Source organism: Brevundimonas sp. UBA2416 (genome assembly GCF_002343105.1).
Taxonomy (GTDB): Bacteria; Pseudomonadota; Alphaproteobacteria; order Caulobacterales; family Caulobacteraceae; genus Brevundimonas.
Map to the genome: position 1 here is coordinate 48,201 of NZ_DDRM01000007.1, position 25,835 is coordinate 74,035.

Here is a 25,835-nt window from a genome sequence, read left to right on the forward strand (position 1 = left end):
GCCGTCAGTGCGAGAGGAAGACGGGTCCGCGCGGCTGATGCAGGACCGACTGGGTGGCGCCGCCCAGCAGGAAGTCCCGGGCCCGGGAATGGCCGAAGCCACCCATCACCAGCAAGTCGGCGTTCGCCGTGACATGGGTCTCCAGCACCGTTCCGATGGACCGACCCGCCGCCGCGACCTCGTCAATCCCGGCCTTGACCCCGTGCCGGGCCAGATGGCGGACGACCCCCTCGCCCATCCCCGCCGTCGCCGAGGCCTTCTCGTTCACCACAGTCAGGATGCGAACCTCCGTGGCCTGCTTCAGCAACGGCAGAGCGTCGGCAAGCGCGCGGGACGCGGAGCGGCTGCCATCCCAGGCCACGACGACGCGCTCGAAAGTCGCCGCCTGTCCGACATCGCCGTCCTCGGGGAAGACCAGCACCGGCCGGCCCGATCCGAACAACACCGACTCTGCCACCGACCGATCGATCTCGACCCGCGGCCCCACCGAGATCAGGCAAATGTCGCGGGTACGCGCCGCCTCGGCCAGCACCCCGGCCTCACAATAGAGTTCGACCGGCTGGACCACCGAGCGGCTGTTCAGCGCCCGCTCGCTGGCGATCTCCTTCCACAGCAGTCCGGCGGTCAGGGCGCGCTGGACATTGGCGGCGTTCTCCTGGCGAACGAGCTCGTCGATCCCGGCCAGCAGGTTGGCCAGCCGGTTTCGCGCGGGCTTGATGCGGACCTCCAGCGCCATGGCGGTGACTTCGCCCTCCGCAGCGGCGCCGAGCCGGGCCGCGATCGACGCGGCGGTGCGCATGGCGGCCTCGGGCAGGGTGTCGGGATAGGTGAACAGGGGCAGCAGGATGTCGCGATAGGTCATGGCGCTCATCGTCCTTTCGGGTGCGGGCGGCGGCATCCGCGCCAGCCCGGCCATGAGACGATGGCGTCGCCCCCGCGACAACTCCGTATCTCTACGCAACTTCAGCACGGGCGGCCGGCGCGGATGAGAGGAGGCTATCGGACCCCGCGGGTCACCCGCCGCCCAAGGCCATGATCACGCAGCCCGCAAGCGGGAAGATCACAAAGAAGACGACCACGACCGCCACCCCGGCCTTCTTCGCGGATCCGAGGACGCCCTGGATTTCCTGCTCATCCAGCTCGCCGATCTTGCCCGGTGTATGGTCGGTCATCCACTCGTCGTCCTCGTTCGCGTCCAGACCGCCGAATTCGCCCTTCCGGGCGCGGGCGACCAGATCCCGGGCCTGAACGATCTGATGGTCCGGCGCACTGACGCGGACCCCGCCGAGGGCGAACTGAAGGTGGGAGGCGTTGTTGGCCATCTCGCGGTCCGTCACCCGCGCATCGACCCCGTGCTGTCTCAGCAGGGCGGCCGCCAGCTCGGCCTCCGGCAGCGTCGAGAAACGGGCGACTTCCAGACGATCCATGGCGCCTCCCTACAGTTGATCAGCTGTCCGGGCCACCCTGGCCGCTCGTCAGCTCGTCGGCCGCTGCAGCAGCGATGGATCGGTATAGGCCTTGATCTCCACCAGATAGCCGTCGGGATCGGCGAGCATCATCTTCGCCTGTCCCTTCGCTTCATCGACGGTCGGCCGTAGCCGAAACTCGCAACCCGTCGAGACAAGCCGATCCACGAGTCCTGCCCAAACGTCCCAGTCCAGGGTGGCGCCGAAATGCTGGGCTTCGCGGAACGGCGACGGCACGACGGCGGCCGGTCGCTGGTAGACGGTGACCTGCGCGCCGAACAGCCAAAGGTCGACCCACTGGTCGGTCACCCGGCCGGCGCGCGCGCCGAGCATGGATTCATAGAACCGCCGCGTCCGCGTCAGGTCGGAGACGGAGAGCGACAGGTGGAAGACGGGATCCAGGGTCTACAGGTCCAGCAAAGCCCGCGCCGGATCCTCCAGCAGCTCCTTGACGCGCACGAGGAAGGTCACCGCCTCCTTGCCGTCGACGATCCGGTGGTCGTAGCTGAGGGCGAGGTACATCATCGGCCGGATCACCACCTCGCCGTTCACGGCCATCGGCCGCTGGACGATGTTGTGCATGCCCAGGATGCCCGACTGCGGGGCGTTCAGGATCGGCGTCGACATCAGCGAGCCGTAGGTGCCGCCGTTGGTGATGGTGAAGGTGCCGCCCTGCAGCTGGTCCAGCGTCAGGTCGCCGTCGCGGGCGGCCTTGCCGAGAGCGGCGATGCCCTTCTCGATACCTGCCAGCGACAGCGCATCCGCGTCACGCAGGACGGGGACCACGAGGCCCTTCTCGGTGCCGACGGCGACGCCGATGTCGTAGTGGTTCTTGTAAATGATGTCCGTGCCGTCGATCTCGGCATTGACCGCGGGGATCTCCTTCAGGGCCGCGACAATGGCCTTGGTGAAGAAGCTCATGAAGCCGAGTTTGACGCCGTGGCGCTTCTCGAACACGTCCTTGTACTGGCTCCGCAGGGCCATGACGTTGGTCATGTCCACCTCATTGAAGGTGGTCAGCTGGGCGGCGGTGTTCTGCGATTCCTTCAGGCGACGGGCGATGGTCTGACGCAGCCGGGTCATCTTGACCCGTTCCTCACGCGGCTGGTCGGCGCGCGGGGCGGAGGGTGCGGCGGCCGGAGCCGGGGCGGCGGCGGGCGCAGCCGGAGCCGCGGAGATAGCGTTCACGGCGTCGGCCTTGGTGATGTTGCCCTTGGGGCCGGTGGCGGCGAGGGTCTTGGGATCGAGATTGTTCTCGGTCACTACGCGCTGAACAGCGGGCGACAGGTGGGGGGCGTCTGATGCGGCCGGAGCGGCGGCCGAGGGCGCGGCGGCGGGAGCCGCGGCAGGGACGTCGCCCGAGGCGGCGATGCTGCCGATCTGCTGGCCGGGCGTCACGGTCGAGCCCGCTTCGGCGAGAATGGTCAGGATGCCGGCGGCGGGGGCGGAGACCTCGACCGCGACCTTGTCGGTCTCGATCTCGACCAGCATCTCGTCCTTGGCGACCGTGTCACCGGATTTCTTCAGCCAGGTTCCCATCGAGCCCTCGGCGACGCTCTCGCCCATGGTCGGGGTCATGATGGGGACGGCGCCGCCCGAGGCGGCGGGCGCGGCGGCCGGGGCTGGCTCAGCCGCCGGGGCCGGTTCGGCCGTCGGCGCGGCTTCGGCCTTGGGAGCCTCGGCGGCCGGAGCGGCGGACGCGCCCTCGCTGACCACGCCCAGGACGGCGCCCGGGGTCACGGTCGCACCGTCGGCGGCGCGGATTTCGGACAGGACACCGTCGGACGGCGAGACGACCTCCAGCGAGACCTTGTCCGTCTCAAGCTCGACCAGAACCTCGTCCTTCTTCACGGCGTCGCCCGCCTTTTTCGTCCACTTGCCGATCGTGGCTTCGGAGACGGATTCGCCGAGGGCGGGGGTCAGGATGTCGGCCATGGGACGGGCTCTCTCTCGTTCGTTCTTTTGTCATCCCGGAAACGGCGCAACCGTTGTCCGGGAGGGGATCAGGCGAAGGCGTCGGTCAGGAAGGCGTCGAGTTCTTTCAGGTGCCGGCTCATCAGGCCCGCGGCCGTCGAGGCGGAGGCCGGACGGCCGACGTAGCGGGCGCGTTTCGCCTTGACCGTCAGCTTCTCCAGCGTCAGCTCCAGCCAGGGATCGACGAAGGTCCAGCCGCCCATATTCTTGGGCTCTTCCTGGCACCAGACCAGTTCGGCGTTCGGGAAACGGGCCAGTTCCGTCATCAGCGACTTCATCGGCCACGGATAGAACTGCTCGAGCCGCATCAGATAGACGTCGTCGATCTGGTCGCGCTCACGCCGTTCCAGCAGGTCGTAATAGACCTTGCCCGAGCAGAGGATCAGGCGGCGGATGTCCGCGTCCGGCTTGATCGTGATGCCGGCGACGTCGGGCCGGCGCTGGGCGTCGTCGTGCAGCACGCGGTGGAAGGAGCTGCCCTCGGCCAGGTCGGCGATGCTGGAGACGGCCTTCTTGTGCCGCAGCAGGCTCTTGGGCGTCATGATGATCAGCGGCTTGCGGAACGGCCGGTGCATCTGGCGACGCAGGATGTGGAAATAGTTGGCCGGGGTCGAGCAGTTGGCGACCTGCATATTGTCCTCGGCGCAGGCCTGGAGGAAGCGTTCGAGACGGGCCGAGGAGTGCTCGGGCCCCTGCCCTTCGTAGCCGTGTGGCAGCAACATGGTCAGGCCGCACATGCGCAGCCATTTGCGCTCGCCCGAGCTGATGAACTGGTCGATCACGACCTGGGCCCCGTTCACGAAGTCGCCGAACTGGGCCTCCCACATCACCAGGGTGTTGGGGTCGGTCAGGGCGTAGCCGTATTCGAAGCCGAGCACCGCCTCTTCGGACAGGGCGGAGTCGATGACCTCGAACTCGGCCTGGCCGTCGCGGATGTTGTTGAGCGGGACGTAGCGGGCCTCGGTGGTCTGGTCGACGATGCCCGAATGGCGTTGGGAGAAGGTGCCGCGCACCGAATCCTGGCCCGACAGACGGACCGGGAAGCCCTCGTCGAGCAGCGAACCGAAGGCCAGGCTCTCGGCCGTGGCCCAGTCGATGTTCTCGCCCGAGGTGATCATCTCGCGCCGGCCGTCGATGACGCGCTTCAACGTCTTGTGCATGTCGACCGAGTTCGGAATGGTCGTCAGCTTGTGGCCGAGGTCCGCCAGTTTGGCGGCCGGGACCGAGGTTTCGCCGCGGCGCTCCTCGCCGTCGGGCTGGCCGATGCCCTGCCACTGGCCGTCCATCCAGTCGGCCTTGTGCGCCTCGAAGGTCTTGCCGGCTTCGAACTCGGCGTCGAGGAAGGCCTCGAACCGGGTCACCTCCGCGTCGACGGCGGCCTGGTCGATGACGCCCTCGGCGATCAGCCGCTCGGCATAGATCTCGCGCGTCGACTTCAGGGCGCGGATCTTCGAATACATCAGCGGCTGGGTGAAGGTCGGATCGTCGCCCTCGTTGTGGCCGAAGCGGCGGTAGCAGAACATGTCCACCACCACGTCCTTGTGGAATTTCTGCCGGAACTCGGTCGCCACCTTGGCGGCGAAGACGACCGCTTCCGGGTCGTCGCCGTTGACGTGGAAGATCGGCGCCTGGACCATCAGGGCCACGTCCGACGGATAGGGCGATGACCGGCTGTTCCGCGGGCTGGTCGTGAAGCCGATCTGGTTGTTGACGACGAAATGCATCGTCCCGCCGGTGCGGTAACCCTTCAGCCCCATCAGGGCGAAACACTCGGCCACCACGCCCTGGCCGGCGAAGGCGGCGTCGCCGTGGATCAGCAGTGGCATGACCTTGGAGCGGTCGAGCGCCCATTTCTCTTCCGGCTGGCCGGCGTTGGCCTCACGGATGTCGAAGGCCTGTTTCGCCCGCGCCTTGCCCAGCACCACCGGGTTGACGATCTCCAGGTGAGACGGGTTGGCGGTCAGGGACAGGTGGACGTTGTTGCCGTCGAACGACCGGTCCGACGAGGCCCCCATGTGATATTTGACGTCGCCCGATCCCTCGATGTCCGAGGGAACGGTCGAGCCGCCCTGGAACTCGTGGAAGATGGCGCGATAGGGTTTGCCCATCACGGCCGCGAGCGTGTTCAGGCGGCCGCGGTGGGCCATGCCGAAGACGACCTCGTCGACGCCCAGCTGGCCGCCGCGCTTGATCACCTGCTCAAGCGCGGGGACCATGGCCTCGCCGCCGTCCAGACCGAACCGCTTGGTGCCGGGGAAGCGTTTGTGCAGGAAGCGTTCGAAGCCCTCGGCCTCGATCAGCTTGTTCAGAATGGCCAGCTTGCCCTCGCGGGTGAAGCCGTTCTGGGCGAACTTGTCCGCGCCTTCGAACCGCGCCTGCAGCCAGGACTTCTCCTCCGGCTCGGCGATATGCATGAACTGGATGCCGAGCGTGCCGCAGTAGGTGCGCTTGAGCAGGGCCAGGACCTCGCGGATCGTGCCGGTCTGGAAGCCCAGGACGCCGTCGAGGAAGATCGGCCGGTCGAGGTCGGCTTCGTTGAAGCCGTAGAATTCAGGGGTCAGTTCGGGATTGCTGGTCGGCTGTTCGATCCCAAGCGGGTCCAGGTTGGCCTGCAGGTGGCCGCGGACGCGGTAGCTGCGGATCAGCATCAGGGCGCGGATCGAATCATGGGCGGCGGCGCGGACGGCCTCGGCCAGAACAGCGGCGTCGGGCGCCGGCGCGGCGGCCGGCGCCGCAGCCGGGGCGCCGGGTTTCTTCGGATCAGGCTTCGGAGCGGGCCAGCGGCCGTCGAACACGCCGGTGGCCTCGGTCGGCTCGGTGACCGACGAACGGCCCCAGGAGCCGGCGGCGCCCGATGCCTTCACGCTCTCGGCATTGTCCCGCAGCTGATCGAAGAAGGCGCGCCATTCGCCCGAGACGGACGCAGGGTCGGTCGCCCATTTCTCGTGCAAATCCTCGATGAACGAGGCGTTGGAGCCATACAGGAAGCTGGTCTCGGCAAAGACCTGGTTCAGCCGACCGGCATCGTCCGCCATTGTTCTCGTCACGTCCCTTGGGCGGCGCGCGCACGCCTGCGTGCGACCGGCGCCGTTGATATAGGCGCTGTTTCCTTATGGGTCATGACCGAATGGGGGCGAAAGCGTCGAAATTCGGCGGAATTCCAAGATTTTTGTCCCGCTTACGGGACAAACGCCCGGCCCTTGAGCACGTCCACCCGTGTCGCGCCACTCAGACTGGCAGCAGGGCGCGGACCGAGCAGCCGTCGAAAATCAGCGACGTCGATTTTTCCGGCTCGACCGGGACGCGCACTTCCACGGCCGTGGGGCACCCCTCGATCTCCACCTGCACCCACCAGGCGAACGTGTCGGTGAACAGGGGCACACGGTCCTCCGACCCCGGCGGCGAGGTGAAGCGGCGATCCATGATCACCCTCCCATTCCTGGAAAGGCGGATCTGCTTGCCTCGGTAGTCGCCCGCAAGAACGATATGCGCCGTGCCCCAGCCGGGCGCGGGGACGAGAACGGGGTGCTCCTGGGCCATCGCCGGAGCGCCGGCGCCGAGAAGAGGCATCAGGGCGGCGATCAGCAGGCGGCGCATCGGACCTTCTCCCTGTTCCGGGACGCCTCAGCCCTTGAGGACTTCCACCAGGGTGGCGCCCAGACGCGCCGGCGAGGGCGAGACGCGGATGCCCGCGGCCTGCATGGCGGCGATCTTGGATTCCGCATCGCCCTTGCCGCCCGAGACGACGGCTCCGGCATGGCCCATGGTCCGGCCCTTGGGCGCGGTGACACCGGCGATGAAGCCGACCATGGGCTTGGAGCGGCCCTTCTTCGCCTCGTCGATCAGGAACTGGGCCGCGTCTTCCTCGGCGCCGCCGCCGATCTCGCCGATCATGACGATCGACCGGGTCTCGGGGTCGGCGAGGAACAGTTCCAGCACGTCGATGAACTCCGTGCCCTTGACCGGATCGCCGCCGATGCCGACGGCCGTGGTCTGGCCCAGGCCCTCGTTCGAGGTCTGGAACACCGCCTCATAGGTCAGGGTGCCCGAGCGCGAGACGATGCCGACATTGCCCTTCTTGAAGATGGAGCCCGGCATGATGCCGATCTTGCATTCTTCCGGGGTCAGGATGCCCGGGCAGTTGGGGCCCAGCAGACGGGAGTTCGAGCGGTCCAGCCGCGCCTTGACCCGCACCATGTCCAGCACCGGAATGCCCTCGGTGATGCAGGTGATGAACGGCACCTCGGCCTCGATGGCCTCGATGATGGCGTCTGCGGCGCCCGCCGGCGGGACATAGATGACCGAGGCGGTCGCGCCGGTGGCCTCTTTGGCTTCAGCGACCGAGGCGTAGATCGGCAGGGTCTCGCCCTCCGACCCGGTCCAGTTGGTGCCGCCCTTGGCCGGGTGCACGCCGCCGACCATCTTCGTCCCGTAGTAACGGAGCGCCTGTTCGGTGTGGAAGGTGCCGGTCTTGCCGGTCAGGCCCTGGACGATGACCTTGGTGTTCTTGTCGACGAGGATGGACATGGGTCAGCGGCCAGTTGGGTAGTTGATGGAAAGTTCGAGGTAGGATCGGGTGGGTATGTAGGACGCGTGGATACGGCTGCCGTCAGCTAGGTCCCACACCTTCAACTCCATGTCAGGCCGTATCTGATACGTCGACAAGTCAGGCTGAGATGGCTCACCCAACGGCGCACCATCGACAGTAAGCGCCGAAACCTTCTGCTCCCAACCGGGGCGGGCTTCGATGCGGTCCACGGCGCAGATCACCTGTGCAGGGGTCAAACCGTCTGCCGTGGCTGGATAGCCGGTGAGGCGGACCAGGGCGCGTGTTTCTGTCCAGTAGCCGACCTGCCAACCGCGTTCCGGTGGTGATCGACGTTCAGCCGACGCCCAGCCCTGTGCATTGGCCACGGCGGCCAGAGCCACCCTGTCACCGCGCACCTGCAGGCACGCTTGGTCAAAGGCCATGACCGCGCCCGGAAGCCCGTTTGCCTCTTGCGCGCAAGCAGTCCCAGCCATGCTTATGACCAGTGCGATCAGGCAGCCTCGCGACATCACCCCACCGCCGCGACGATCTTCTGGGCGGCGTCGTCGAGGTCGTCGGCGGCGGTGATGGCCAGACCCGATTCATTCAGGATGCGCTTGCCCTCCACGACATTGGTGCCTTCGAGGCGGACGACCAGCGGCACCTTCAGGCCCACTTCCTTCACCGCGGCGACCACGCCCTCGGCGATGACGTCGCAGCGCATGATGCCGCCGAAGATGTTGACCAGAATGCCCTGGACGGCCGGGTCGGCGGTGATGATCTTGAAGGCCGCCGCGACCTTTTCCTTGGAGGCGCCGCCGCCGACGTCACAGAAGTTCGCCGGCTCTTTGCCGTACAGCTTGATGATGTCCATGGTCGCCATGGCCAGGCCGGCGCCGTTGACCATGCAGCCGATGTTGCCGTCGAGGGCGACATAGGCGAGGTCCCATTCCGAGGCCTCGATCTCCTTGGCGTCTTCCTCGGTCTCGTCGCGCAGCGCCTTCATGTCCTCGTGGCGGAACAGCGCATTGCCGTCGAAGCTGACCTTGGCGTCCAGCACCCGCAGATGACCGTCCTTCATGACGATCAGCGGATTGACCTCCAGCATCGCCATGTCCTTTTCGACGAAGGCTTTGTAGAGGATGGGGAACAGGCTCTCGCCGTCCTTCGCCGCATCGCCGGTCAGGCCGTAGGCGGTGTTGATCTCGGCGACATTGGCGGGCGTCACGCCGGCTTCCGGGTCGATGTCGATGGTCAGGATCTTCTCGGGCGTGTCATGGGCGACCGCCTCGATGTCCATGCCGCCCTCGGTCGACACCACGAAGGACACGCGGCCCGTCGAACGGTCGACCAGCAGCGAGCAATAGAGCTCGCGGTCAATGTCGGCGCCGTCCTCGATATAGAGGCGGTTGACCTGTTTGCCGGCCGGGCCGGTCTGGGCGGTGACGAGCGTATTGCCCAGCATCTCTTTCGCATTCTTGACCACGTCCTCGATCGAGAAGGCGAGGCGGACGCCGCCCTTGGCGTCGGCCGGCAGCTCCTTGAACTTGCCCTTGCCTCGGCCGCCCGCGTGGATCTGTGACTTCACGACATAGAGCGGGCCGGGAAGTTGCTTCGCGGCGGCCTCGGCCTGATCAGCCGAGGTGATGGCGACGCCCTCGGCGACCGGTGCGCCAAAGCCCTTCAGGACCTGTTTGGCCTGGTATTCGTGGATGTTCATGGAGAGGCGCCGCCGGACTGCTGGGAGGAGTTGCGGCGCTTATAGGGGTTGCGCCTTCGCAGGCGCAACCGTCACCCCGCGATCAGTCCACCCAGTCCTTCTTCAGCGTCCTTGAAGCCCCGATCAGCAGGAAGGCGGCGAGCACATAGAAGCCCATGCCGGTGTAGATCGCCCAGCGCAGGCTTTCCTCGCCGAACCGGGGCGCCAGCAGGTCGCTCATCCAGCCGAAATAGTAGAAGCCGACGGCGATGCCGAGCAGGTTGTTCAGCAGCAGGAACAGGGCAGAGGCGGTAGACCGCATCGGGGCCGGCACCAGATGCTGGATCGATGCCGTGATCGGCCCGAGCCAGGCCAGGTTCAGCCCGGTCGGGATGATGAAGATCAGGAAGGCCAGAATCAGCTGCTGGGCATTGGTACCGCCGCCCGGAATGACCAGCCCGATCAGCCAGGGCGAGTTCATCGCCAGGATGAACATCGGCGCCGAGATCAGGAAGGCGATGGCCGGGGTCAGCGGATAGGCGCCCTTGCCGCGCTTCGACAGTTTGTCGGCGATGGCGCCGCCGGCCCAGATCCCGAGGACCCCGCCGATCAGGGCGATGCCGGCATAGTACCAGCTGGTCTGCGACAGGGTCAGGCCAAAGCTGCGCATGAAGAACAGGGGCAGCCAGCCGGCGACGCCGTAGCCGCACACCGAGGACGACGCCGCGCCGAGCGCCAGCAGCCAGAAGCTCGGTTTTGGAATGACCGCCGAGGCGGTGCGGCGCGCGATCGTCAGGGAAATGCCGATCACCATGGCCAGCAGGCCGCCGAAGGCGAACACCAGCGGATTGCCGAGCGCCAGACCGCCAAAATGGATGAGGGCGGCCAGGGAGAGCGCGCCGAGACCGAGACCCAGCATGATCAGGGCCGCGATCGCGCCAGACTTGCCCGAGCCGACCACGGGCGCAGCGGCGATGGCCGCCAGCTCGGCCTCGGTCTTGATCGTATCCGTCCCGCCCCGTTTGGGATTGCGAACCGTCAGCAGAAGCACCGGCGCGAGCAGCACACCGGCGAGGCCGACAACGATAAAGGCCGTACGCCAGCCGTAGGTCGCGGCCAGCAGGCCGCCGACCAGCGTGCCCGCGGCCGTGCCCAGCGGAATCCCGAAGGCGAACGCCGCCAGCGCCCGCGCCCGCTGATGCGGCGGGAAATAGTCGGCGACGAGCGAATAGGCCGGCGCGACGCCGCCCGCCTCGCCGATGCCCACGCCCATGCGGAACAGGAACAACTGGGTGAAGGATGTGGCCACGCCGCACAGGGCGGTGAATCCGGACCAGACGGTCAGGGCGCCGGTCATGATCCAGACCCGGCTGTAGCGGTCGGCCAGCCAGGCCAGGGGTATGGCGAGAGTCGAATAGACTGAGGCGAAAGCGATGCCGCCCAGCAGGCCGAACTGGCTGTCGGACAGGCCGAACTCCGCCTTCAGCGGCGCCGCGAGGATGCCGATGATCTGGCGATCCAGAAAGTTCAGCATGTAGACGAGGATCAGAATCGCCAGGACATAGAAGCGATATCCGGGCCGTTCAGCCCGCGCGGCGGCATCCGTGGCGGTCATGGCGTTTCCCTCGACTGGTCTTCTTGTTGGACGGGACGGTAGCGTTGCTTTGGGGCAGCGCCAAAGAAAAAGGGCGGCGGCTCAGGTGAACCGCCGCCCTGGATCAGATGCGATCAGGCTTCAGGAGTCTTTTCGGCGGATCAGAACTTGACCTGCAGCGACGCCGTGACGGTCTGCGGCGGGCCGTAGTAGCCGATGATCGAGTTGTCGAAGAGCGCGCCCGGGAAGTTGTAGCCGCCGACGCGGTACTCTTCGTCGGTCAGGTTCTTGCCGTAGAGGCCGACAGTGAAGCGGTCAGTCGGGTCGGTCCAGACGATCGACAGATCAACCAGCGAATAGGCCTGCTGATCCAGCACGGGGTTCGGGAACTCGAACTGGCTGTAGTCGCCGCGGTAGCTGACCGACGGGGTCACCGCCAGCTGGCCGCCGCCGACGTCGCCGATCCAGGTGAGGCCGAGATAGCCGGTCCATTCCGGAGCGTTCTGAAGCACGACCTGGCTGGAGATGTCCTCGTACATCGCCGTGCCGAGATTGTAGCGCAGGAACTCCTCGAAATCGGAGTTCAGATAGCCGACGGCGAAGTTGGCGTGCAAGCCGTCGAGGATGCGGAGCTGACCCTCGAGTTCAAAGCCGTAGAAGGTCGAGGAGCCGACGTTGTCGACGAAGCTGGCGATGCCGCCAACAGCGGGCACCTGGGTGGTGACCTGCTGGTCCTGGTATTCGTTGTAGAAGGCCGAGGCGGCGAACGTCAGGCGATCGAGCGCGCCCTTCAGACCGATCTCCCAGGAGTCGACGGTTTCGGGGTCATAGCCATTGACCGTGTCAGGGGTGAACACGGCGTCGCCGCGCATGTCGAAGCCGCCCGACTTGAAGCCCTGCGAGAACGAGACGTAGGTCGTCATGTCATCCGTGAGATCGTAGGAAAGCGCGATCCGCGGCGTGAACTGGGTGAAGTCCTTGGTGTTGGTGTAGTTGGTCCGCACCAGCAGAGGGGCGCGCACTGTCCCGCCCAGAATGGGGCTGCGGGTCGCGCCCAGGTAGTTGGCCCGGAACACCGTCCCCGTCTTGGTGTCGAGCGTGTAGCGCATGCCGATGCCGAGGTGCAGGCGGTCGGTGATGTCGAGGTTCACGTCGGCGAATCCGGCCCAGCTCTCGGTATCGACCGAGCCACCGGTGCCGATGACGATGCCGGCGCCGCCCAGGATGGTGTCGAAGGCGCCCTCGGCATGGCCGTCCAGATAGAAGATGCCGGCCACGCCCTGGACCCGGTCGTAGTCGAACAGGAACTGGAACTCCTGCGTCAGCTGATCATCAGCGTAGTAGGCGGGGATATCCAGCGTGGGCAGAGGCGTGTTGTCGAAATCGATGACCGTGTCCGTGTCGCCCTCGCGCCAGGCGGTGATCGACTTGAAGGTCCAGTTGTCGTTCAGATCGAGCCGGATGGTCGCCGAAGCGCCCTGGTTCATCACCGAGTTGTCGTCGCCGACGCCGGCGTTGGTGTCGTAGACGCTCGGTAGAACCGCGCCGGCGGGCGTGGCACCGGCGAGTTCACGGTGGCCGTGGCGGGGGTTGGAGTCGTCCTGGACCCGGTCAAAGGCGAGGCGGATCGACATGTCGTCGCGCGGCTCCCACTCGGCGCTGATGCGGCCAGCGAGGACATCCTTGTTGTAGTGTTCGGCGCCGGTGTTGATGTTGGTGCCGTAGCCGTCACGCTGATACGAGGCGACCGCGCCGCCGACGCGGAAATTGTCGGCGAGCGGGATGCTGCCGGCTGCCATCAGATCAATCTGGTTGAAGCTGCCGAAGGCGCCGCGCAGGGTCAGCTCCGGATCGCTCGACAGGCCGTTGGTGACATATTTGACCGCGCCGCCGACGGTGTTGCGGCCGTACAGCGAACCTTGCGGGCCGCGCAGCACTTCGATGCGCTGGACATCATAGATGTCGAGAACGGCGCCCTGCGGGCGGGCGACGTAGACGTCATCGACATACAGGCCCACGCCGGGCTCGAAGCCCCACAGCGGATCCTGCTGGCCGACGCCGCGGATGAAGGAGATCAGGGTCGAGTTCGAACCGCGGGCGACCTGAACAGTGGCGTTCGGGGTCTGCTGCTGCAGGGCGGTGATGTCCGAGGCGCCGGTCTGTTCCAGGCGCTCTTCGCCGATGGCCGAGACCGAGATCGGCACGTCCTTCAGCAGCTCGTCGCGGCGGCGGGCGCTGACAACGACGTCGTCAAGCGCGGAGACCCCGTCCTGCGGCGCGGCGTCCTGGGCCATCGCGAAGGTGGAGAGCGCGCTCCAGGCGGCTCCGGCAAGCAAGGCGGTCTTTACATAGCGGTTCATGGTAGCCCCAGTCCTGTGATTTCCAGCCCGATGACGCTTTTATTCAGCGTTCAATGATTTTCTGGAACGTAATCGTTTTCAGCCGCCTGTCAAACGGCTCCGCTTCCATGACATCACCGGCAGGCCGACCTGTGGCGCCGTTGCACAGGCGGGGCGATGCGGCCTAGCTTCAGCCTCATGACCAAGCTCGATGCGCCGACCGCAAAACGAGGCCGTCCGCCCAAGGCCAAGGCCGCCGGCGCCGCCGATACGCGGGACCTGATCCTCGACGCGGCGGAGGACCTGTTCTCCAAACACGGCTTCTATGGCGTGACTATCCGGGAGGTGGCGCGGGAGGCGGGCGTGGATACGGCGCTGGTCCACTACTATTTCGGTGCCAAGCGGGGACTGTTCGACGCGGTGTTTCTGCGGCGGGCCGAGGTCTGGAACAATGAACGGGTCGACGCCATCAACCGCTATTCCGCCGAGATGGGAGACGGAATGACGCTTGAAGGCCTGTTCGAAGCATTTCTCCGGCCGCCGTTCCAGTGGTCGATGAAGGGCGGGCCGGGGTGGAAGCACTATTCGGCGCTGGTGGCCCAGACCAACGCCAACCCTACTTTCGGCGGCGAGACCATGGCCCGCTATTATGACCCGGCGATCCGGCGGCTGATCGAACTGATCAAGCGCGTTCTGCCGAACGCCCGGGAGGTCGATCTTTACTGGGCCTATCACAACCTTTCGGGGGCGCTGACGCTGACGCTGGGCGAGACGGGAAGACTTGACCGGTTGTCCGGCGGGCTGTGCCGGTCGGGCGATCTGGAGAGCGCCTGCGACTATATGGTCAGGTTCGCGGCGGCCGGGTTCCGGGCGGTCTGCGGGCCGGCGGATCCGGCATGAGCGAGGTGGAGACGTCGAGGGACGTCGTGCGGTTGTCGATCGATCGCGGGCTGCTGCGCGGCCTCGGGGTGGCGCTCGGCGGCGGGGTGCTGCTGGCGCTGACCGAGGCGTTCGGGATGAGCGGGACGTCGCTGCTGTTCCGGCTGGCGTACTGGCTGCCGCTCATGCTGATGGGAGCCCTCTGGGGGCATGTCTGCTCCCTGCTGGTCGAGCGCCATGTCGACATGGACCGGCGGCCGTTGCTGGCGGTCGTGGCGCTGACGCTGGTGATGTCCGGGCCGCTGGTGGTCCTGGTCTGGGCACTTACCAGCTGGTTTTTCGATGGCGACCGGTCGGTTGATCTCGCCCGGCTGCCGGCCTTCATCGGGCCGGTGCTGGTGGTGACGGCGACGATCAGTGCCCTGAATGTCTTCCTGGCGCGGACCCCCGTGCAGACCCACGCCGCGGCGCCGGGGGCGAAGCCCGCACGGTTCATCGACCGGCTGCCGTTCAAGCTGAGGGGCGCGGCGATCCGGGCGGTGTCGTCCGAGGACCATTATCTGCGCATCCATACCGACCGCGGATCGGACCTGATCCTGATGCGGCTGTCCGACGCCCTGACCGAGCTGGAAGGTCTGGAGGGGGCCCAGACGCACCGCAGCTGGTGGGTGGCCAGGGACGCCGTTCGGGACGTCAGCCGCGGCGACGGCCGGGCGACCCTGACGCTGGAGGGCGGCATCGAGGCGCCGGTCAGCCGCCGCTACGCCAGGGCCCTGCGCGACGCCGGCTGGTACTAGGGCTTTTTGGCCTAACGCTCATCGCGCGGCGGCTCGCTGCTTGAGGCCCTACCCCGCCCACACCCCGTGGAAACCGGCGGGCAGGGCGACGTCGGCGCGCCAGGTGGCGACCGGGCCCTCGGCGACGCGGGCGGCGTCGAAGGCGTGGAGTTCGGTGACGCCCTCGGCGAGGTTGATCGAGGGGGCGATCAGCCAGGCGTCGGCCTCGTCCGGGCCGCGCGGGACGAAGACCGCCTCTTCCACGATCTGGGCATCGCCAAAGAGGAAGGTGTCCGGGCGGCCCGTGTCCCAGTCCCAGGTGGCGAGGCCGGTGGGCAGTGGGCGATCGGGGCGCTCGCCGGCGACGTGGACGGTCAGGCGGCGCGGCAGGCCGGCGCGGCGCGGATCGCTTTTCGGGAACTCGGCGGTGACGCCGCTGGAGACCATTTCGGCGCGACCGTCCGTATGCAGCGTAATCAGGTTCAGCACCGCATGTTCGCCGGGCACCACGCCGCGCTGTTCGACCAGCACCCGGGCGCCGTCGATGGCGAAGGCCACGTCCTTGCCGGCGGCGACGTCGAAGCGGATCGTGCCGGAGGCGTCCTCCCAGGCGTCGCCGAGATGGAAATAGCTGAAGGTCGGCAGTTCGAAGATCCGGCGGCGCGACAGGTCGGCCTTGTCGATGACCAGGACCTGGGTCCCCATGTCCGGCTTCCAGGTGAATCGCGCGGCATAGGGCAGGCCGCTGCGGCCGAAGATCCAGGGCTGGAGCACCAGGATCAGGTGGCGGGCCGTGGCGGTGAAGTCGTGCATGAAGCTGGCGCGCGGCAGGTCGATGACCTCGGCTGTGTGCAGGCTGCGGTCGGCGTTGAGCCGCCAGATGATGGCCTTGTCGGCGTCCAGGCCGATGTTCCAGATCGTGCCGTCGGGATCGTAGCGGGGATGGGCCTGGAAGGGCATGCCCTTGAGGTCGTCGCGCAGGCTGACGAACCGTTTGGTCGACAGGTCCGAGGCGTTCATGGCCAGCGGCGCGCCGCCTTCCCAGAGAGCCCAGACCTCGTCGCCGGCGACCATGACGGCAGTGTTGGCGGCGTTGGCGTCATCGGTGCCGCCGATGCGGGCGCGGCTGTCGCCAACGGTGCCGAAGCCGGGGGTGACGACGGCGTCGATCTCGCTCTCCCAGCGGCGTTTGGGGGTGTCGGCGAAGCGGGCCTCGAGGGTGACCTGGCCGTCGTTGACGCGGAAGGCCCGCATCAGGCCGTCGCCGTCGAACCAGTGGGTGGCCGAGCCGCCGGGGCGGCGGAACTTGCCCGGGCCGTTACGGAACAGGGTCCCCGTCAGGTCGGCCGGGGCGCGGCCGTGGACCAGCCGCATGGCGCGGGGAGCGATGTCGGCCTCGAGGTCGGCGGTGGCCAGGGCCCAGTCGGCGGTCGCCTGCATGGCGACCATGGCGCGGACCGTTTCCGGGGTGATCACGGCGGCTGACAGGGCGGCGGCGCCCATCAGGAAGTTTCGGCGGGACGTTTGCATGAAGGTCTCTCCTGATGGGCGGCGCGGGCGGCGGATCAGCGGATGCTGATCGTTTGCGTCGTCTCGCCCGAGACAGCGAAATGCGCGGCGGACCACCGGGCGGGGCCCATGTTGCCGACGGCGTTGTTGGAGAAGGCATAGGGCTCGACCGGCATGCCGAACGGGTTGGTGTTCATCTCGCCGTCGCCGTTCACGTCGTGGAACGCCTTCACCGCATAGTCGCCGGCGGGCAGGTTTTCGAAGGTGGCGACCACGCGGCCCGAGGCGCTGACGGCGGTGGCGGCGACCGGGGCGGCGGAGCGGGCATCGAAGGCGGCGGCCGTATCGTACAGGGCGACCATGACCATGCCGGTGCGGGCGCCGGTCTCGAAGGTCAGGACGACCTTGTTGTCAGCAGACTGGGCGAGGGCCGGGGCGGCGGTGAGCAGCAGGGCGGCGGCGACGGTGGCGATGCGGATCATTGCGGTAGTCCCTTTGTTTGAGGCCCGACGACCGGGCCGTTTCCATGGACTGACCGTGAGGGGCCGCCGGGCCCGCCGCCATCCGGATTGCGGGGTCAGGCGGCTGCCGTTCGCGAACGGGGCCGGGTGTTCATTCGCGAAACGCGAACGGACAGGTGTGCGGCGGACGGCTTCGCGGAGGCGAGGGTCGGGAAGGCGCCTTCCCTCCGAAAATTGCGAAAAGCTGTCTTCTCGCCCCTCGGGTCTTGCGGGGTGCGCGCCGGACCTGGGGCGGTCGGGCGGGGTCGGGATGGGATTGTCAAAGACCGGGCAGGCGTCGGCGCGGCCAGGCGGGCCGCGACGATCAGAGTCTAGCCGGGCGCCGGAGGGGGGATGGCAAATAAAGTCGGCGCCCGCCCCTGAGGGGGCGAGAAGGCACAGTCGGGGGTTCAGAGGGACGGGATGATACGGGGCGGAAAGGTCGCCTTCAGCCGCGCGGCGCGGCCTCGGCCAGCAGGGTTCCGGCCGGCGGTGGCAGCAGCATCGCCTCCGCCGGACGGCGGTCGAACAGCCAGTCGGCCCAGAGTTCCGGCGGCAGGGGGATGACCCCGCGCGTATGATAGGGGGCGACGTCCGGCCCGGGCGCGGCGGTCAACAGGGCGAAGGCATCGGGCTCGCCGTCGCGGCCGGCGCGCCAGACGGCGGCCAGGGCCAGAAAACCGCCGTCGGCGCCGCGCAGCCGCCAGCGGGTCTTGGGATATTTGTCGCCGGTGAATTCATAGAAGCCGGAGGCGGGGACCAGGGCCCGGCCGCCGGTTTCGCCATTGCCGAAGCTGCGGCCCTCGGAGCGGAAATTGATCACCGGCGGCGGCTTGCTGCCGCCCGGCCGCACGGGCCCGCGAAAGCCGAACCGCATGGGTGCCAGTTCGGCGGCGGCGGCGGTGTCGGTGGCGCGGACCGCCCGGGCGATATCGGTGGGCCGCACCTCATCGACCGGCTCGATGTTCGGCAGACCGCCGGGGAAGGCCAGCGGCGCCCCGTGCCGGTCAAAGGCCTCGACCAGCTGGGTGACGGAGAATTTGGCTTCATAGGAGGCGCACATGGGCTCAGGCCCGGCGCGCCAGAAGGGCGTGGAAGCCGAGCGCGACCAGGGCGCCGAACAGGCCGACGGACAGGGCCATAAGCGTCTCGGCGTAGGAGGGGGCGGCGACCTCGAACGAGACGCCTCCGAGGTTGCGGATCGCCGTCTGGATATTCATCCAGCCGTAGAGGGCGGCCAGGACGCCGAGCCCGGCCGAGGCGGCGGCGATCAGCAGCAGCAGAATCCGGAAGGTCGCCGCCGCGCTGCGGACGAACAGGCCGATCACGCCGAGCAAGAAGGCGCCAAACGTCAGGGTCTGGGCCAGCATCATCGACAGCTTGGCTACGGGGTCGGCGTCCATGAACATCTGCGCCGCCGAATAGCCCGGCGCATACCGGCCGATGATCCACTGCCAGCTTCCGGCGGCCGCGGCGAAGGCGACGGCGGCGAGAATGAGGAGGACGGGGGCGAGCTTCATGCGGCGGAGGGTGTGGGGTGGAGGGGTCGGGGTCAAGCGGGGGCCGCAAAGGTCAGTCCGGCTCTTCGGGCGGGGTCCAGTTGGGGTCGTTGACGGGGAACCAGTCGGCGGCGAGGTCTTGCCAGTCGGGGTTCTCGCGCTCGATCAGCGCCAGCTTCCAGTCGCGGAGCCATTTCTTGATCCGCTTCTCGCGCCGGATCGCATCGACCACCCAGGCATGGCGCTCGAACCAGAGCAGGCGGGTGCAGTCGTAGTCGTCGGTGAAGCCGGCGAAGGCGTGCGCCTTGTGCTTCCAGACCCGCGCGAACAGGTTGGAGGTCATACCCGTATAGATCGTCCCGTTCTGCCCGCTGCCCATCATATAGGTGGCGATGAAGGTACGGTGCGTGCGCATGCGCACAACCTATCCGTTTCTTTTCCTTTCGTCATCCTCCGGCGACCCTCGCGCAAGCGGGGGGAGACCGGGGGACCCAGCGGCGCGCGTGAGCGCGAACCTGCCGCGAGCGCGGCTGGACAGTTCGCCTTCGGCGCCGCTGGGTCCCCCGGTCTGCGCCGCGAAGACGCGGCTTGCCGGAGGATGACGAAAGGGAAGTTAGTGGACGCGGGCTTTGCCGATGCTCAGCCCGCCCTCCCCCGCTGACACGGCGATCACGCTCCCGTCCTCGATCTCCCCGGCCAGCAGCTTCTTCGCGATCGGGTCGACGAGGTCCTTCTGGATGACGCGCTTCAACGGCCGCGCCCCGTACACCGGGTCGTAGCCCTTGTCGGCCAGCCAGGCGTAGGCGCTGTCGTCCAGCGACAGGGTCAGGCGGCGGTCGGCCAGCAGTTTCTCGAACCGGGCCATCTGTATGCGGACGATGCCGGCCATCTGGTCGCGGCCGAGGCGGCGGAAGAGGATGATCTCGTCGATGCGGTTGAGGAATTCGGGGCGGAAATGGCCGCGGACCTGTTCCATGACGTAGGGGCGGACCGTCTCGACGTCGTCGCCCTCGCCCTGGTTGGCCAGGGCCTCCGAGCCGAGGTTGGACGTCATGATGATCAGGGTGTTCTTGAAGTCGATGACGCGGCCCTGGCCGTCGGTCAGGCGGCCGTCGTCGAGCACCTGCAGCAGGACGTTGAAGACGTCGGGATGGGCCTTTTCGACCTCGTCGAACAGGACGACCTGATAGGGGCGCCTACGGACAGCTTCTGTCAGGGCGCCGCCCTCGTCATAGCCGACGTATCCGGGCGGGGCGCCGATCAGGCGGGAGACGCTGTGCTTCTCCATGTATTCCGACATGTCCATCCGGGTGATGGCGGCCTCGTCGTCGAACAGGAAGGCGGCGAGGGCCTTGGTCAGCTCGGTCTTGCCGACGCCGGTGGGGCCGAGGAAGAGGAAGCTGCCCAGCGGGCGGTTGGGGTCGTTGAGGCCGGCGCGGGCGCGGCGCACGGCGTCGGCGACGGCGGTCAGGGCCTCGTCCTGGCCGACGACGCGGGCGCGCAGGGCGTCCTCCATGGCCAGCAGCTTCTCGCGCTCGCCCTCCAGCATCTTGTCGACGGGGACGCCGGTCCAGCGGGAGACCACCTGGGCGATTTGTTCGGCGTCGACGACCTCGGGGGTCAGGGGGCCGGACTTGTCGGCTTCCGCGGCCTCGGCGTCGGCGAGCTGTTTCTCGATCTGGGGGATCTGGCCGTAGGCGATCTCTGACGCGCGGCCGAGGTCGCCGGCGCGCTGGACGGCGATCAGTTCGGCGCGCAGGCGGTCGAGGGTTTCGCGCAGCTGGGCCCCCTGCCCCACCTTTTCCTTCTCGGACCTCCAGCGCGTCGTGAGGTCTTCGGACTCGGCTTCGAGGTCGATGATCTCGTCTTCCAGTTTTTCGAGGCGGGCGACCGAGGCCTTGTCGGTCTCCTTCTTCAGGGCCTCGCGCTCGATCTTCAGCTGGACCAGACGGCGGTCGATCTCGTCGAGCGCCTCGGGCTTGGAATCGACGGCCATGCGGACGCGGCTCGCCGCCTCGTCGATCAGGTCGATGGCCTTGTCGGGCAGGAAGCGGTCGGTGATGTAGCGGTGGCTAAGGGTGGCGGCGGCGACGATGGCGCTGTCGGAGATGCGGACGCCGTGGTGGACCTCATACTTCTCCTTGATGCCGCGCAGGATGGAGACGGTGTCCTCGACGCTCGGCTCCTCGATGAAGACCGGCTGGAAGCGGCGGGCGAGGGCCGCGTCCTTCTCGACGTGTTTGCGGTACTCATCGAGGGTGGTGGCGCCGACGCAGTGGAGTTCGCCGCGGGCGAGGGCGGGCTTGAGCAGGTTGGAGGCGTCCATGGCGCCGTCGCCCTTTCCGGCGCCGACCAGGGTGTGCATCTCGTCGATGAACAGGATGATGCCGCCTTCGGCGGCGGTGACCTCGGCGAGGACCGCTTTCAGACGCTCCTCGAACTCGCCGCGGTATTTGGCGCCGGCGATCAGGGAGCCCATGTCGAGGGCCATGACGGTCTTGTCGCGCAGGCTCTCGGGCACGTCGCCGTTGACGATGCGCAGGGCCAGGCCCTCGACGATGGCGGTCTTGCCGACGCCGGGCTCGCCGATCAGGACGGGGTTGTTCTTGGTGCGGCGGGCGAGGACCTGGATGGTGCGCCGGATCTCCTCATCGCGGCCGATGACCGGGTCGATCTTGCCGTCGCGGGCGGCCAGGGTCAGGTCGCGGGCATAGCGTTTGAGGGCGTCATAGGCGTCCTCGGCCCCGGCGCTGTCGGCGGTCTTGCCCTTGCGGACCTCGGCGATGGCGGCGTCGAGCTTGTCGGGGGTGGCGCCGACGGATTTCAGGACTTCGGCGGCCACCCCGCCTTCACGCGCGATGGCGCTGAGCAGGCGTTCGGTGGTGACGAAGGCGTCTCCGGCCTTTTTCGAGGCCTCCTCGGCGGAGGCGAAGACCCGGGCGGTGTCGCCGTCGAGATAGATCTGGCCGTTGCCGCCGGTGACCTGGGCGCGCTTCTTCAGGGCGGTTTCGGTCGCGGTCTCGGCCTTTGCCGGGTCGCCGCCGGCGGCGGTGATCAGGTTGCGGGCGAGGCCGTCGCGCTCTTCCAGCAGCACCTTGAGCAGGTGCTCGGGAGCGAACTGCTGGTGCCGGCGGGCGAGGGCCAGCGACTGGGCGGACTGGACGGCCTGTTTGGCGCGGTCGGAGTAGAGGTCGAGATTCACTTGGGCATCCCCTGTCAGGCGGAATCCGCCGACGCGCCCTCTGATGCAAGCAACGCGCCGTGCGGCTGCAGCTCAGGTGGGTGTGACCGAAACGTCACGCAAGAGGGGCGGCCGAAGCCGGCGGGATCACCCGCCGGTGGTCGGGGCCGAGAAGTCGAACTGTTCCGGCCGCCGCTGGCCGCCGCCGAAGCTCCAGGTCAGGCCGATGAAGGCCGCGCGGCCGCCGAAGACCTGGTCCGACCGGTCGGTGAAGGTCGGGGTGACGAGGGTGGTGGTGGAGCCGAAATCGTCGAACACATCCCGGACCGTGACATTGAACGACCAGGAATCGCTCAGCTTGCGGCGATAGCCGAGGTTGACGAGGGTCGACTGTTCGCGACTGCCCTGGGCCAGCAGCTGCTCGCCGCCCCAGATGCCGGACACCTGGAGGAAGTCCTCCTGGGTCGGGGTCCAGTTCACGGTCAGACGACCGGAGACGCTCTCGCCCTCGCTGTCGACCGTGCCGACGAGGCCGGCGGCGTCGATCTGCTGGCGGAAGAGGTTGAGGCTGGCGTTGTAGCGCAGGGTCGGATGCAGGGCCCCGCTGGCCACCAGTTCGAGACCGGTCGAGGTGCTGGCCCCGAGGTTCTCGGGCCGGGTCAGGAAGACGCCGCCGCCCAGATCGGTGGTGACCGGGGTGAAGGCGTCGCGGGTGTCACGGTAGTAGAGGGTGGCCTGGTAGAAGGTCTGCTGCTGGCGATAGCCCCAGCTCAGCTCCAGGGCGTCGGTTTCCTGCGGCAGCAGGTCGGGGTTGCCGGAGCGGCGGTTCAGACTGTCCTGATAGGTCAGGAAGGGGTTGAGGTCGCCGGGGCCGGGGCGCTGGATCCGGCGGCCGTAGCTGGCCCGCAGGGTCTGCATGTCGTCCAGCTGATACGAGACGTTCAGGGTCGGATAGGCGCGGAAATAGTCCTGCGACGACCGCAGGCCGGTGGTGATCTGGTTCAGCTCGAGGTCCGCCTGCTCGAGGCGCAGGCCGAACTGGGCGGTCAGCTTCTCGCCGAAGGGCCGTTCCAGGGTCGCATAGACGGCGTGCACCGTCTGATCGAGGTGGAACTCATTGGACACGACCGGGTCGGTGACCAGCGTCGACGGGGTGGGCCCGCGGGCGAAGAGGTTGTCCTGTTCGAGGGTCAGGGCCTGCCGCTCATAGCCCAGCCGCAGGCGGCCGCCGTCGGCCATCGGCCGGACATAGGCGCTGGTGAAACCGATCTGGTCCTGGCGGTTCTGGTTGCTGAGCAGCTCGTTGAAGGGGGCCGCCACCGGGATCAACTGGTCGGCCAGGGTGGCGAGCTCGACGCCGAAGCGGTTGCGATCATAGCGCAGCTCGTTGGACCACTCATGGCCCGCCGCGTCGAAACGGCGCAGGACGCGGGCGCTGGCGCCGGAGAACTGGCCCTGGAAGCCGCCGCCCGAGAGGCGACGATAGGCCGAGGCGATGCCGCCGCCGGCCGCGTCGGCCTCATACAGGTCGAGACTGTCGGCGAAGCTGTCGACGTCCGTATGGCGCACATCGCCGGTCAGCTGGGTCTTGTCGTCGAGATTGTGCTCGACCGCCAGGCGGACGAAGACGCTGTCGGAATCGCCCTCGACATTCTGGCTCTGCCGGGCCTCGAGGAACCGGCCGGAACCGGCGTCAAACCGCGTCCGCAGTCGCTGCAGTTCCTGCAGATAGGCGTCATGGCGCACGCCGACGTCGGCGGACAGGGTGGTCGGCCCATTCACATGCGAGAGGCTGCCGCCGATGTTGTAGCGGCCGGTGTCGCCGACATTGGCGCGCAGTGAGCCGGCCGTGGTGCGTCCGGGGCGGACGGTGGTCGGTTTGGAGATCAGGTTGATGACCCCGCCGGAGCCCTCGGGGCTGAAGGCGGCGGACGGATTGGTCAGGATCTCGATACGGGCATACTGGGCGGCGGGAATCTGCTGCAGCAGCTGGCCCCGGCTGGGACCGTTGAACTGGCTGGCGGGCCGGCCGTCGACCAGGATGGTGACATTGGCGTCGCCGCGCAGGCTGACATTGCCGTCGGGATCGACCTCGACCGAGGGGATGTTGCGCAGGGCCTCGGCCAGGGTGCCGGTCTGGGCCTGGAGGTCGTTGGCGAGGCTGTAGCTGGTGCCCTCGCTGGAGGTGCGGATGTCATTGGGGCGGGCGGTGACGACCACGTCGTCGAGCGCGGCGGCGTCCTCGGCGGGCTTGTCGGCCTCCCCGGCCGGCGCTTCTTCCTGGGGAGCCGCCGCGGCGGGCGCGGGCGGCGGGGTCTGTGCGGGAGCCGCAGGCGCAGGCGTCTGGGCGATGGCGGCGCCCGACGAGGTGGCCAGGGCTGTGCCGATGAGCAGCAGGAAACGGATGGAAGTCATGGCGTGCGCCCCCTGCGCGTGGTCGGGCGGCACAGCCCGTCAAGTTTCCTTTCCATATCGGTCGGGCTGAGCCGGCGCGAGTTACATCTTATTCATGACGCCGCCGTCAGAACCCGCCACCTTTCCGCCTCAGATTGACGATCGCCAGCAGCGGGTGGTCGCGGCCGGCTGCTGGTCTTCCGGCCGGCGGGAGGATAGGTCGGGACACAGACCTTGATGGTCGCTGGAGCGCCCGCTTGATCCCCCACGCCGCCTGGCCCGTCGATCCTGTGGTCATCGCCCCGTTCCTGGTGGCCGTGGCCCTGATCGAGCTGACGCCCGGTCCCAATATGGGCTGGCTGGCGCTGGTTTCGCTGGGACGCGGGCGGCTGGCCGGGTTTGCGGCTGTGGCGGGGGTGACGGTCGGTCTGGCCGTCTGGATGCTGGCCGCCGCCTTCGGCCTGACCCAGATGCTGCTGATCTGGCCGCCGCTGTACCAGATCATCCGCTGGGCCGGGGTGGTGTTCCTGCTGTGGCTGGCGTGGGAGGCCTGGCGCGGAGAGGGCGATCCGGCCGCCGGCGATGGCGCCGAGGTGCGGACGATGCGCGGCCTGTTCCTGCGCGGCATGACCGGCAATCTGCTGAACCCCAAGGCGGCGGTCTTCTATGTCGCCCTGCTGCCGACCTTCATGCGGCCGGATCACGGGTCGCCGCTGGCGCAGGCGCTGACGCTGGGCGGCCTGCATCTGGCGGTGGCGGTGGCGGTTCATTCGCTGATCGTGCTGGGCGCCGCCGGGGCCAGCGGGATGGTGCTGACGCGGGTGCAGGGACCGGTGCTGCGCGCCGTGATGGCCGGCGGCATCGCCGTCGTGGCCTTGTGGATGGCGTGGGAGACGCGGGGCTGAGGCGGATATGGATGGTTCATCACAACGCACACCTCGCCAAAGACGCGACGGCAGGTTCAACTCGGCAGACGATTGTTCTAGCGTCCGCGCCGAACCCTGACCGGAGCCCCTGCATGTCCATCCGCCTTACCCGCCGCGCAGCGCTGGTTTCGTCCGTGGCCGGAGCGGCCGCCCTGCCCTCGACCGGCTGGGCGCAGGCGGCGGCCAATGACAGCGCCTCGCTGGCGGATCAGGTCGACGCCTATGTGAAGCAGGTCATGGCCGGCTTCCCTGATCAGCCGGCCGTGTCGGTCGCCGTCGTGAAGGACGGACAGGCCGTGTTGACGCGCGGATACGGCGTGCGGGCCATCGGCGGGGCGGCGGTGGATGAGCACACATTGTTCGCCATCGCCTCGAACACCAAGGCGGTGACCTGCGCCGCCCTGGCCATTCTGATCGACGAGGGGAAGGTGAAGTGGGACGAGCCGGTGCGGACCTATCTGCCCGGTTTCGCCCTGTCGAAGCCCGAACTGAACGCGGTGGTGACGGTGCGCGATCTGGTCAGCCACCGGATCGGCTTCGGCCTCGGCGCCGGCGACCTGCTGTTCTGGCC

The 25,835-nt window shown here is 68.1% G+C and carries 22 protein-coding genes; 4 read left to right on the top strand and 18 right to left on the bottom strand.

The genetic code is table 11. From position 1 onward, the window contains the following. Window positions 1–4: 4 nt before the first annotated feature. The 11 genes from B3E43_RS01625 to B3E43_RS01675 all read right to left on the bottom strand — a co-directional run bounded on the left by B3E43_RS01625 (window position 5) and on the right by B3E43_RS01675 (window position 13,621). Window positions 5–871 carry a universal stress protein gene (locus tag B3E43_RS01625; RefSeq protein WP_292026146.1) on the bottom strand — a complete coding sequence of 289 codons (867 nt, stop codon included), beginning with the start codon at window positions 869–871 and terminating at the stop codon, window positions 5–7. Window positions 872–1,013: 142 nt separating this feature from the next. Further along, window positions 1,014–1,427, bottom strand: coding sequence for a putative signal transducing protein (locus tag B3E43_RS01630; protein WP_292026147.1), 414 nt, complete (start codon window positions 1,425–1,427; stop codon window positions 1,014–1,016). A gap of 48 nt (window positions 1,428–1,475) precedes the next feature. Then, on the bottom strand, window positions 1,476–1,868 hold the full coding sequence (locus B3E43_RS01635; RefSeq protein WP_349677547.1) for a VOC family protein: 393 nt from the start codon (window positions 1,866–1,868) through the stop codon (window positions 1,476–1,478). A 3-nt stretch (window positions 1,869–1,871) separates the two neighbouring features. Then, window positions 1,872–3,401 (bottom strand): 2-oxoglutarate dehydrogenase complex dihydrolipoyllysine-residue succinyltransferase, encoded by a 1,530-nt coding sequence (odhB, locus tag B3E43_RS01640; protein WP_292026148.1) that lies wholly within the window; start codon window positions 3,399–3,401, stop codon window positions 1,872–1,874. 68 nt (window positions 3,402–3,469) lie between these two features. Continuing rightward, a complete protein-coding gene (locus B3E43_RS01645) occupies window positions 3,470–6,475 on the bottom strand; it encodes a 2-oxoglutarate dehydrogenase E1 component (RefSeq protein ID WP_292026149.1) in 3,006 nt (1,001 codons plus the stop codon). Window positions 6,476–6,668: 193 nt separating this feature from the next. Beyond that, window positions 6,669–7,037, bottom strand: a complete 369-nt coding sequence (locus B3E43_RS01650) for a hypothetical protein (RefSeq protein WP_292026150.1) — start codon at window positions 7,035–7,037, stop codon at window positions 6,669–6,671. Between the two features lie 27 nt (window positions 7,038–7,064). Then, window positions 7,065–7,967, bottom strand: coding sequence for a succinate--CoA ligase subunit alpha (sucD, locus tag B3E43_RS01655; RefSeq protein ID WP_292026151.1), 903 nt, complete (start codon window positions 7,965–7,967; stop codon window positions 7,065–7,067). A 3-nt stretch (window positions 7,968–7,970) separates the two neighbouring features. Continuing rightward, window positions 7,971–8,411: a hypothetical protein gene (locus B3E43_RS01660; protein ID WP_292026152.1), complete on the bottom strand. Its 441-nt coding sequence runs from the start codon at window positions 8,409–8,411 to the stop codon at window positions 7,971–7,973. 86 nt (window positions 8,412–8,497) lie between these two features. After that, window positions 8,498–9,688 (bottom strand): ADP-forming succinate--CoA ligase subunit beta, encoded by a 1,191-nt coding sequence (sucC, locus tag B3E43_RS01665; protein ID WP_292026153.1) that lies wholly within the window; start codon window positions 9,686–9,688, stop codon window positions 8,498–8,500. A gap of 82 nt (window positions 9,689–9,770) precedes the next feature. Next, entirely contained in the window at window positions 9,771–11,282 is a 1,512-nt protein-coding gene (locus tag B3E43_RS01670; protein ID WP_292026154.1) for a spinster family MFS transporter, read from the bottom strand. A 140-nt stretch (window positions 11,283–11,422) separates the two neighbouring features. Further along, complete coding sequence (locus tag B3E43_RS01675) at window positions 11,423–13,621, bottom strand: TonB-dependent receptor (RefSeq protein WP_292026155.1); 2,199 nt, start codon at window positions 13,619–13,621, stop codon at window positions 11,423–11,425. Between the two features lie 177 nt (window positions 13,622–13,798). Between B3E43_RS01675 and B3E43_RS01680 the strand changes: the two genes are divergently transcribed. Both B3E43_RS01680 and B3E43_RS01685 read left to right on the top strand, forming a co-directional pair. Continuing rightward, on the top strand, window positions 13,799–14,500 hold the full coding sequence (locus B3E43_RS01680) for a TetR/AcrR family transcriptional regulator (protein WP_292026156.1): 702 nt from the start codon (window positions 13,799–13,801) through the stop codon (window positions 14,498–14,500). Then, window positions 14,497–15,276, top strand: a complete 780-nt coding sequence (locus B3E43_RS01685; RefSeq protein ID WP_292026157.1) for a LytTR family DNA-binding domain-containing protein — start codon at window positions 14,497–14,499, stop codon at window positions 15,274–15,276. The genes B3E43_RS01680 and B3E43_RS01685 overlap by 4 nt, the downstream gene beginning before the upstream one ends. 48 nt (window positions 15,277–15,324) lie before the next feature. Here the strand turns inward: B3E43_RS01685 and B3E43_RS01690 are convergent, their stop codons facing one another. The 7 genes from B3E43_RS01690 to B3E43_RS01720 all read right to left on the bottom strand — a co-directional run bounded on the left by B3E43_RS01690 (window position 15,325) and on the right by B3E43_RS01720 (window position 24,359). After that, entirely contained in the window at window positions 15,325–16,785 is a 1,461-nt protein-coding gene (locus B3E43_RS01690) for a carotenoid oxygenase family protein (RefSeq protein WP_292026158.1), read from the bottom strand. A gap of 35 nt (window positions 16,786–16,820) precedes the next feature. Further along, window positions 16,821–17,246 (bottom strand): DUF2141 domain-containing protein, encoded by a 426-nt coding sequence (locus B3E43_RS01695; protein WP_292026159.1) that lies wholly within the window; start codon window positions 17,244–17,246, stop codon window positions 16,821–16,823. A gap of 466 nt (window positions 17,247–17,712) precedes the next feature. Further along, window positions 17,713–18,327 carry an SOS response-associated peptidase family protein gene (locus B3E43_RS01700; protein WP_292026160.1) on the bottom strand — a complete coding sequence of 205 codons (615 nt, stop codon included), beginning with the start codon at window positions 18,325–18,327 and terminating at the stop codon, window positions 17,713–17,715. A gap of 4 nt (window positions 18,328–18,331) precedes the next feature. Then, window positions 18,332–18,784 (bottom strand): hypothetical protein, encoded by a 453-nt coding sequence (locus B3E43_RS01705; protein ID WP_292026161.1) that lies wholly within the window; start codon window positions 18,782–18,784, stop codon window positions 18,332–18,334. A 52-nt stretch (window positions 18,785–18,836) separates the two neighbouring features. Then, complete coding sequence (locus tag B3E43_RS01710) at window positions 18,837–19,178, bottom strand: GIY-YIG nuclease family protein (RefSeq protein WP_292026162.1); 342 nt, start codon at window positions 19,176–19,178, stop codon at window positions 18,837–18,839. Window positions 19,179–19,376: 198 nt separating this feature from the next. Next, window positions 19,377–21,965 carry an ATP-dependent chaperone ClpB gene (gene clpB, locus B3E43_RS01715; RefSeq protein ID WP_292026163.1) on the bottom strand — a complete coding sequence of 863 codons (2,589 nt, stop codon included), beginning with the start codon at window positions 21,963–21,965 and terminating at the stop codon, window positions 19,377–19,379. Between the two features lie 126 nt (window positions 21,966–22,091). Continuing rightward, window positions 22,092–24,359, bottom strand: coding sequence for an outer membrane beta-barrel family protein (locus tag B3E43_RS01720; protein ID WP_292026164.1), 2,268 nt, complete (start codon window positions 24,357–24,359; stop codon window positions 22,092–22,094). Between the two features lie 236 nt (window positions 24,360–24,595). On the opposite strand from B3E43_RS01720, the gene B3E43_RS01725 reads away from it, so the two are divergent. After that, complete coding sequence (locus tag B3E43_RS01725) at window positions 24,596–25,243, top strand: LysE family translocator (protein WP_292026165.1); 648 nt, start codon at window positions 24,596–24,598, stop codon at window positions 25,241–25,243. 113 nt (window positions 25,244–25,356) lie between these two features. Continuing rightward, window positions 25,357–25,835, top strand: a 479-nt coding sequence (locus B3E43_RS01730) for a serine hydrolase domain-containing protein (RefSeq protein ID WP_292026166.1), incomplete at its 3' end; no start/stop codon positions are given.

Coding starts and splice junctions, on each gene's coding strand:
- B3E43_RS01720 (WP_292026164.1), bottom strand. CDS start 24,359: ATGACTTCCATCCGTTTCCTGCTGCTCATCGGCACAGCCCTGGCCACC.
- B3E43_RS01670 (WP_292026154.1), bottom strand. CDS start 11,282: ATGACCGCCACGGATGCCGCCGCGCGGGCTGAACGGCCCGGATATCGC.
- B3E43_RS01710 (WP_292026162.1), bottom strand. CDS start 19,178: ATGCGCACGCACCGTACCTTCATCGCCACCTATATGATGGGCAGCGGG.
- sucC (WP_292026153.1), bottom strand. CDS start 9,688: ATGAACATCCACGAATACCAGGCCAAACAGGTCCTGAAGGGCTTTGGC.
- B3E43_RS01660 (WP_292026152.1), bottom strand. CDS start 8,411: ATGGCCTTTGACCAAGCGTGCCTGCAGGTGCGCGGTGACAGGGTGGCT.
- B3E43_RS01705 (WP_292026161.1), bottom strand. CDS start 18,784: ATGAAGCTCGCCCCCGTCCTCCTCATTCTCGCCGCCGTCGCCTTCGCC.
- B3E43_RS01690 (WP_292026158.1), bottom strand. CDS start 16,785: ATGCAAACGTCCCGCCGAAACTTCCTGATGGGCGCCGCCGCCCTGTCA.
- B3E43_RS01630 (WP_292026147.1), bottom strand. CDS start 1,427: ATGGATCGTCTGGAAGTCGCCCGTTTCTCGACGCTGCCGGAGGCCGAG.
- B3E43_RS01685 (WP_292026157.1), top strand. CDS start 14,497: ATGAGCGAGGTGGAGACGTCGAGGGACGTCGTGCGGTTGTCGATCGAT.
- B3E43_RS01645 (WP_292026149.1), bottom strand. CDS start 6,475: ATGGCGGACGATGCCGGTCGGCTGAACCAGGTCTTTGCCGAGACCAGC.
- B3E43_RS01700 (WP_292026160.1), bottom strand. CDS start 18,327: ATGTGCGCCTCCTATGAAGCCAAATTCTCCGTCACCCAGCTGGTCGAG.
- B3E43_RS01680 (WP_292026156.1), top strand. CDS start 13,799: ATGACCAAGCTCGATGCGCCGACCGCAAAACGAGGCCGTCCGCCCAAG.
- B3E43_RS01650 (WP_292026150.1), bottom strand. CDS start 7,037: ATGCGCCGCCTGCTGATCGCCGCCCTGATGCCTCTTCTCGGCGCCGGC.
- odhB (WP_292026148.1), bottom strand. CDS start 3,401: ATGGCCGACATCCTGACCCCCGCCCTCGGCGAATCCGTCTCCGAAGCC.
- B3E43_RS01675 (WP_292026155.1), bottom strand. CDS start 13,621: ATGAACCGCTATGTAAAGACCGCCTTGCTTGCCGGAGCCGCCTGGAGC.
- B3E43_RS01625 (WP_292026146.1), bottom strand. CDS start 871: ATGAGCGCCATGACCTATCGCGACATCCTGCTGCCCCTGTTCACCTAT.
- B3E43_RS01695 (WP_292026159.1), bottom strand. CDS start 17,246: ATGATCCGCATCGCCACCGTCGCCGCCGCCCTGCTGCTCACCGCCGCC.
- sucD (WP_292026151.1), bottom strand. CDS start 7,967: ATGTCCATCCTCGTCGACAAGAACACCAAGGTCATCGTCCAGGGCCTG.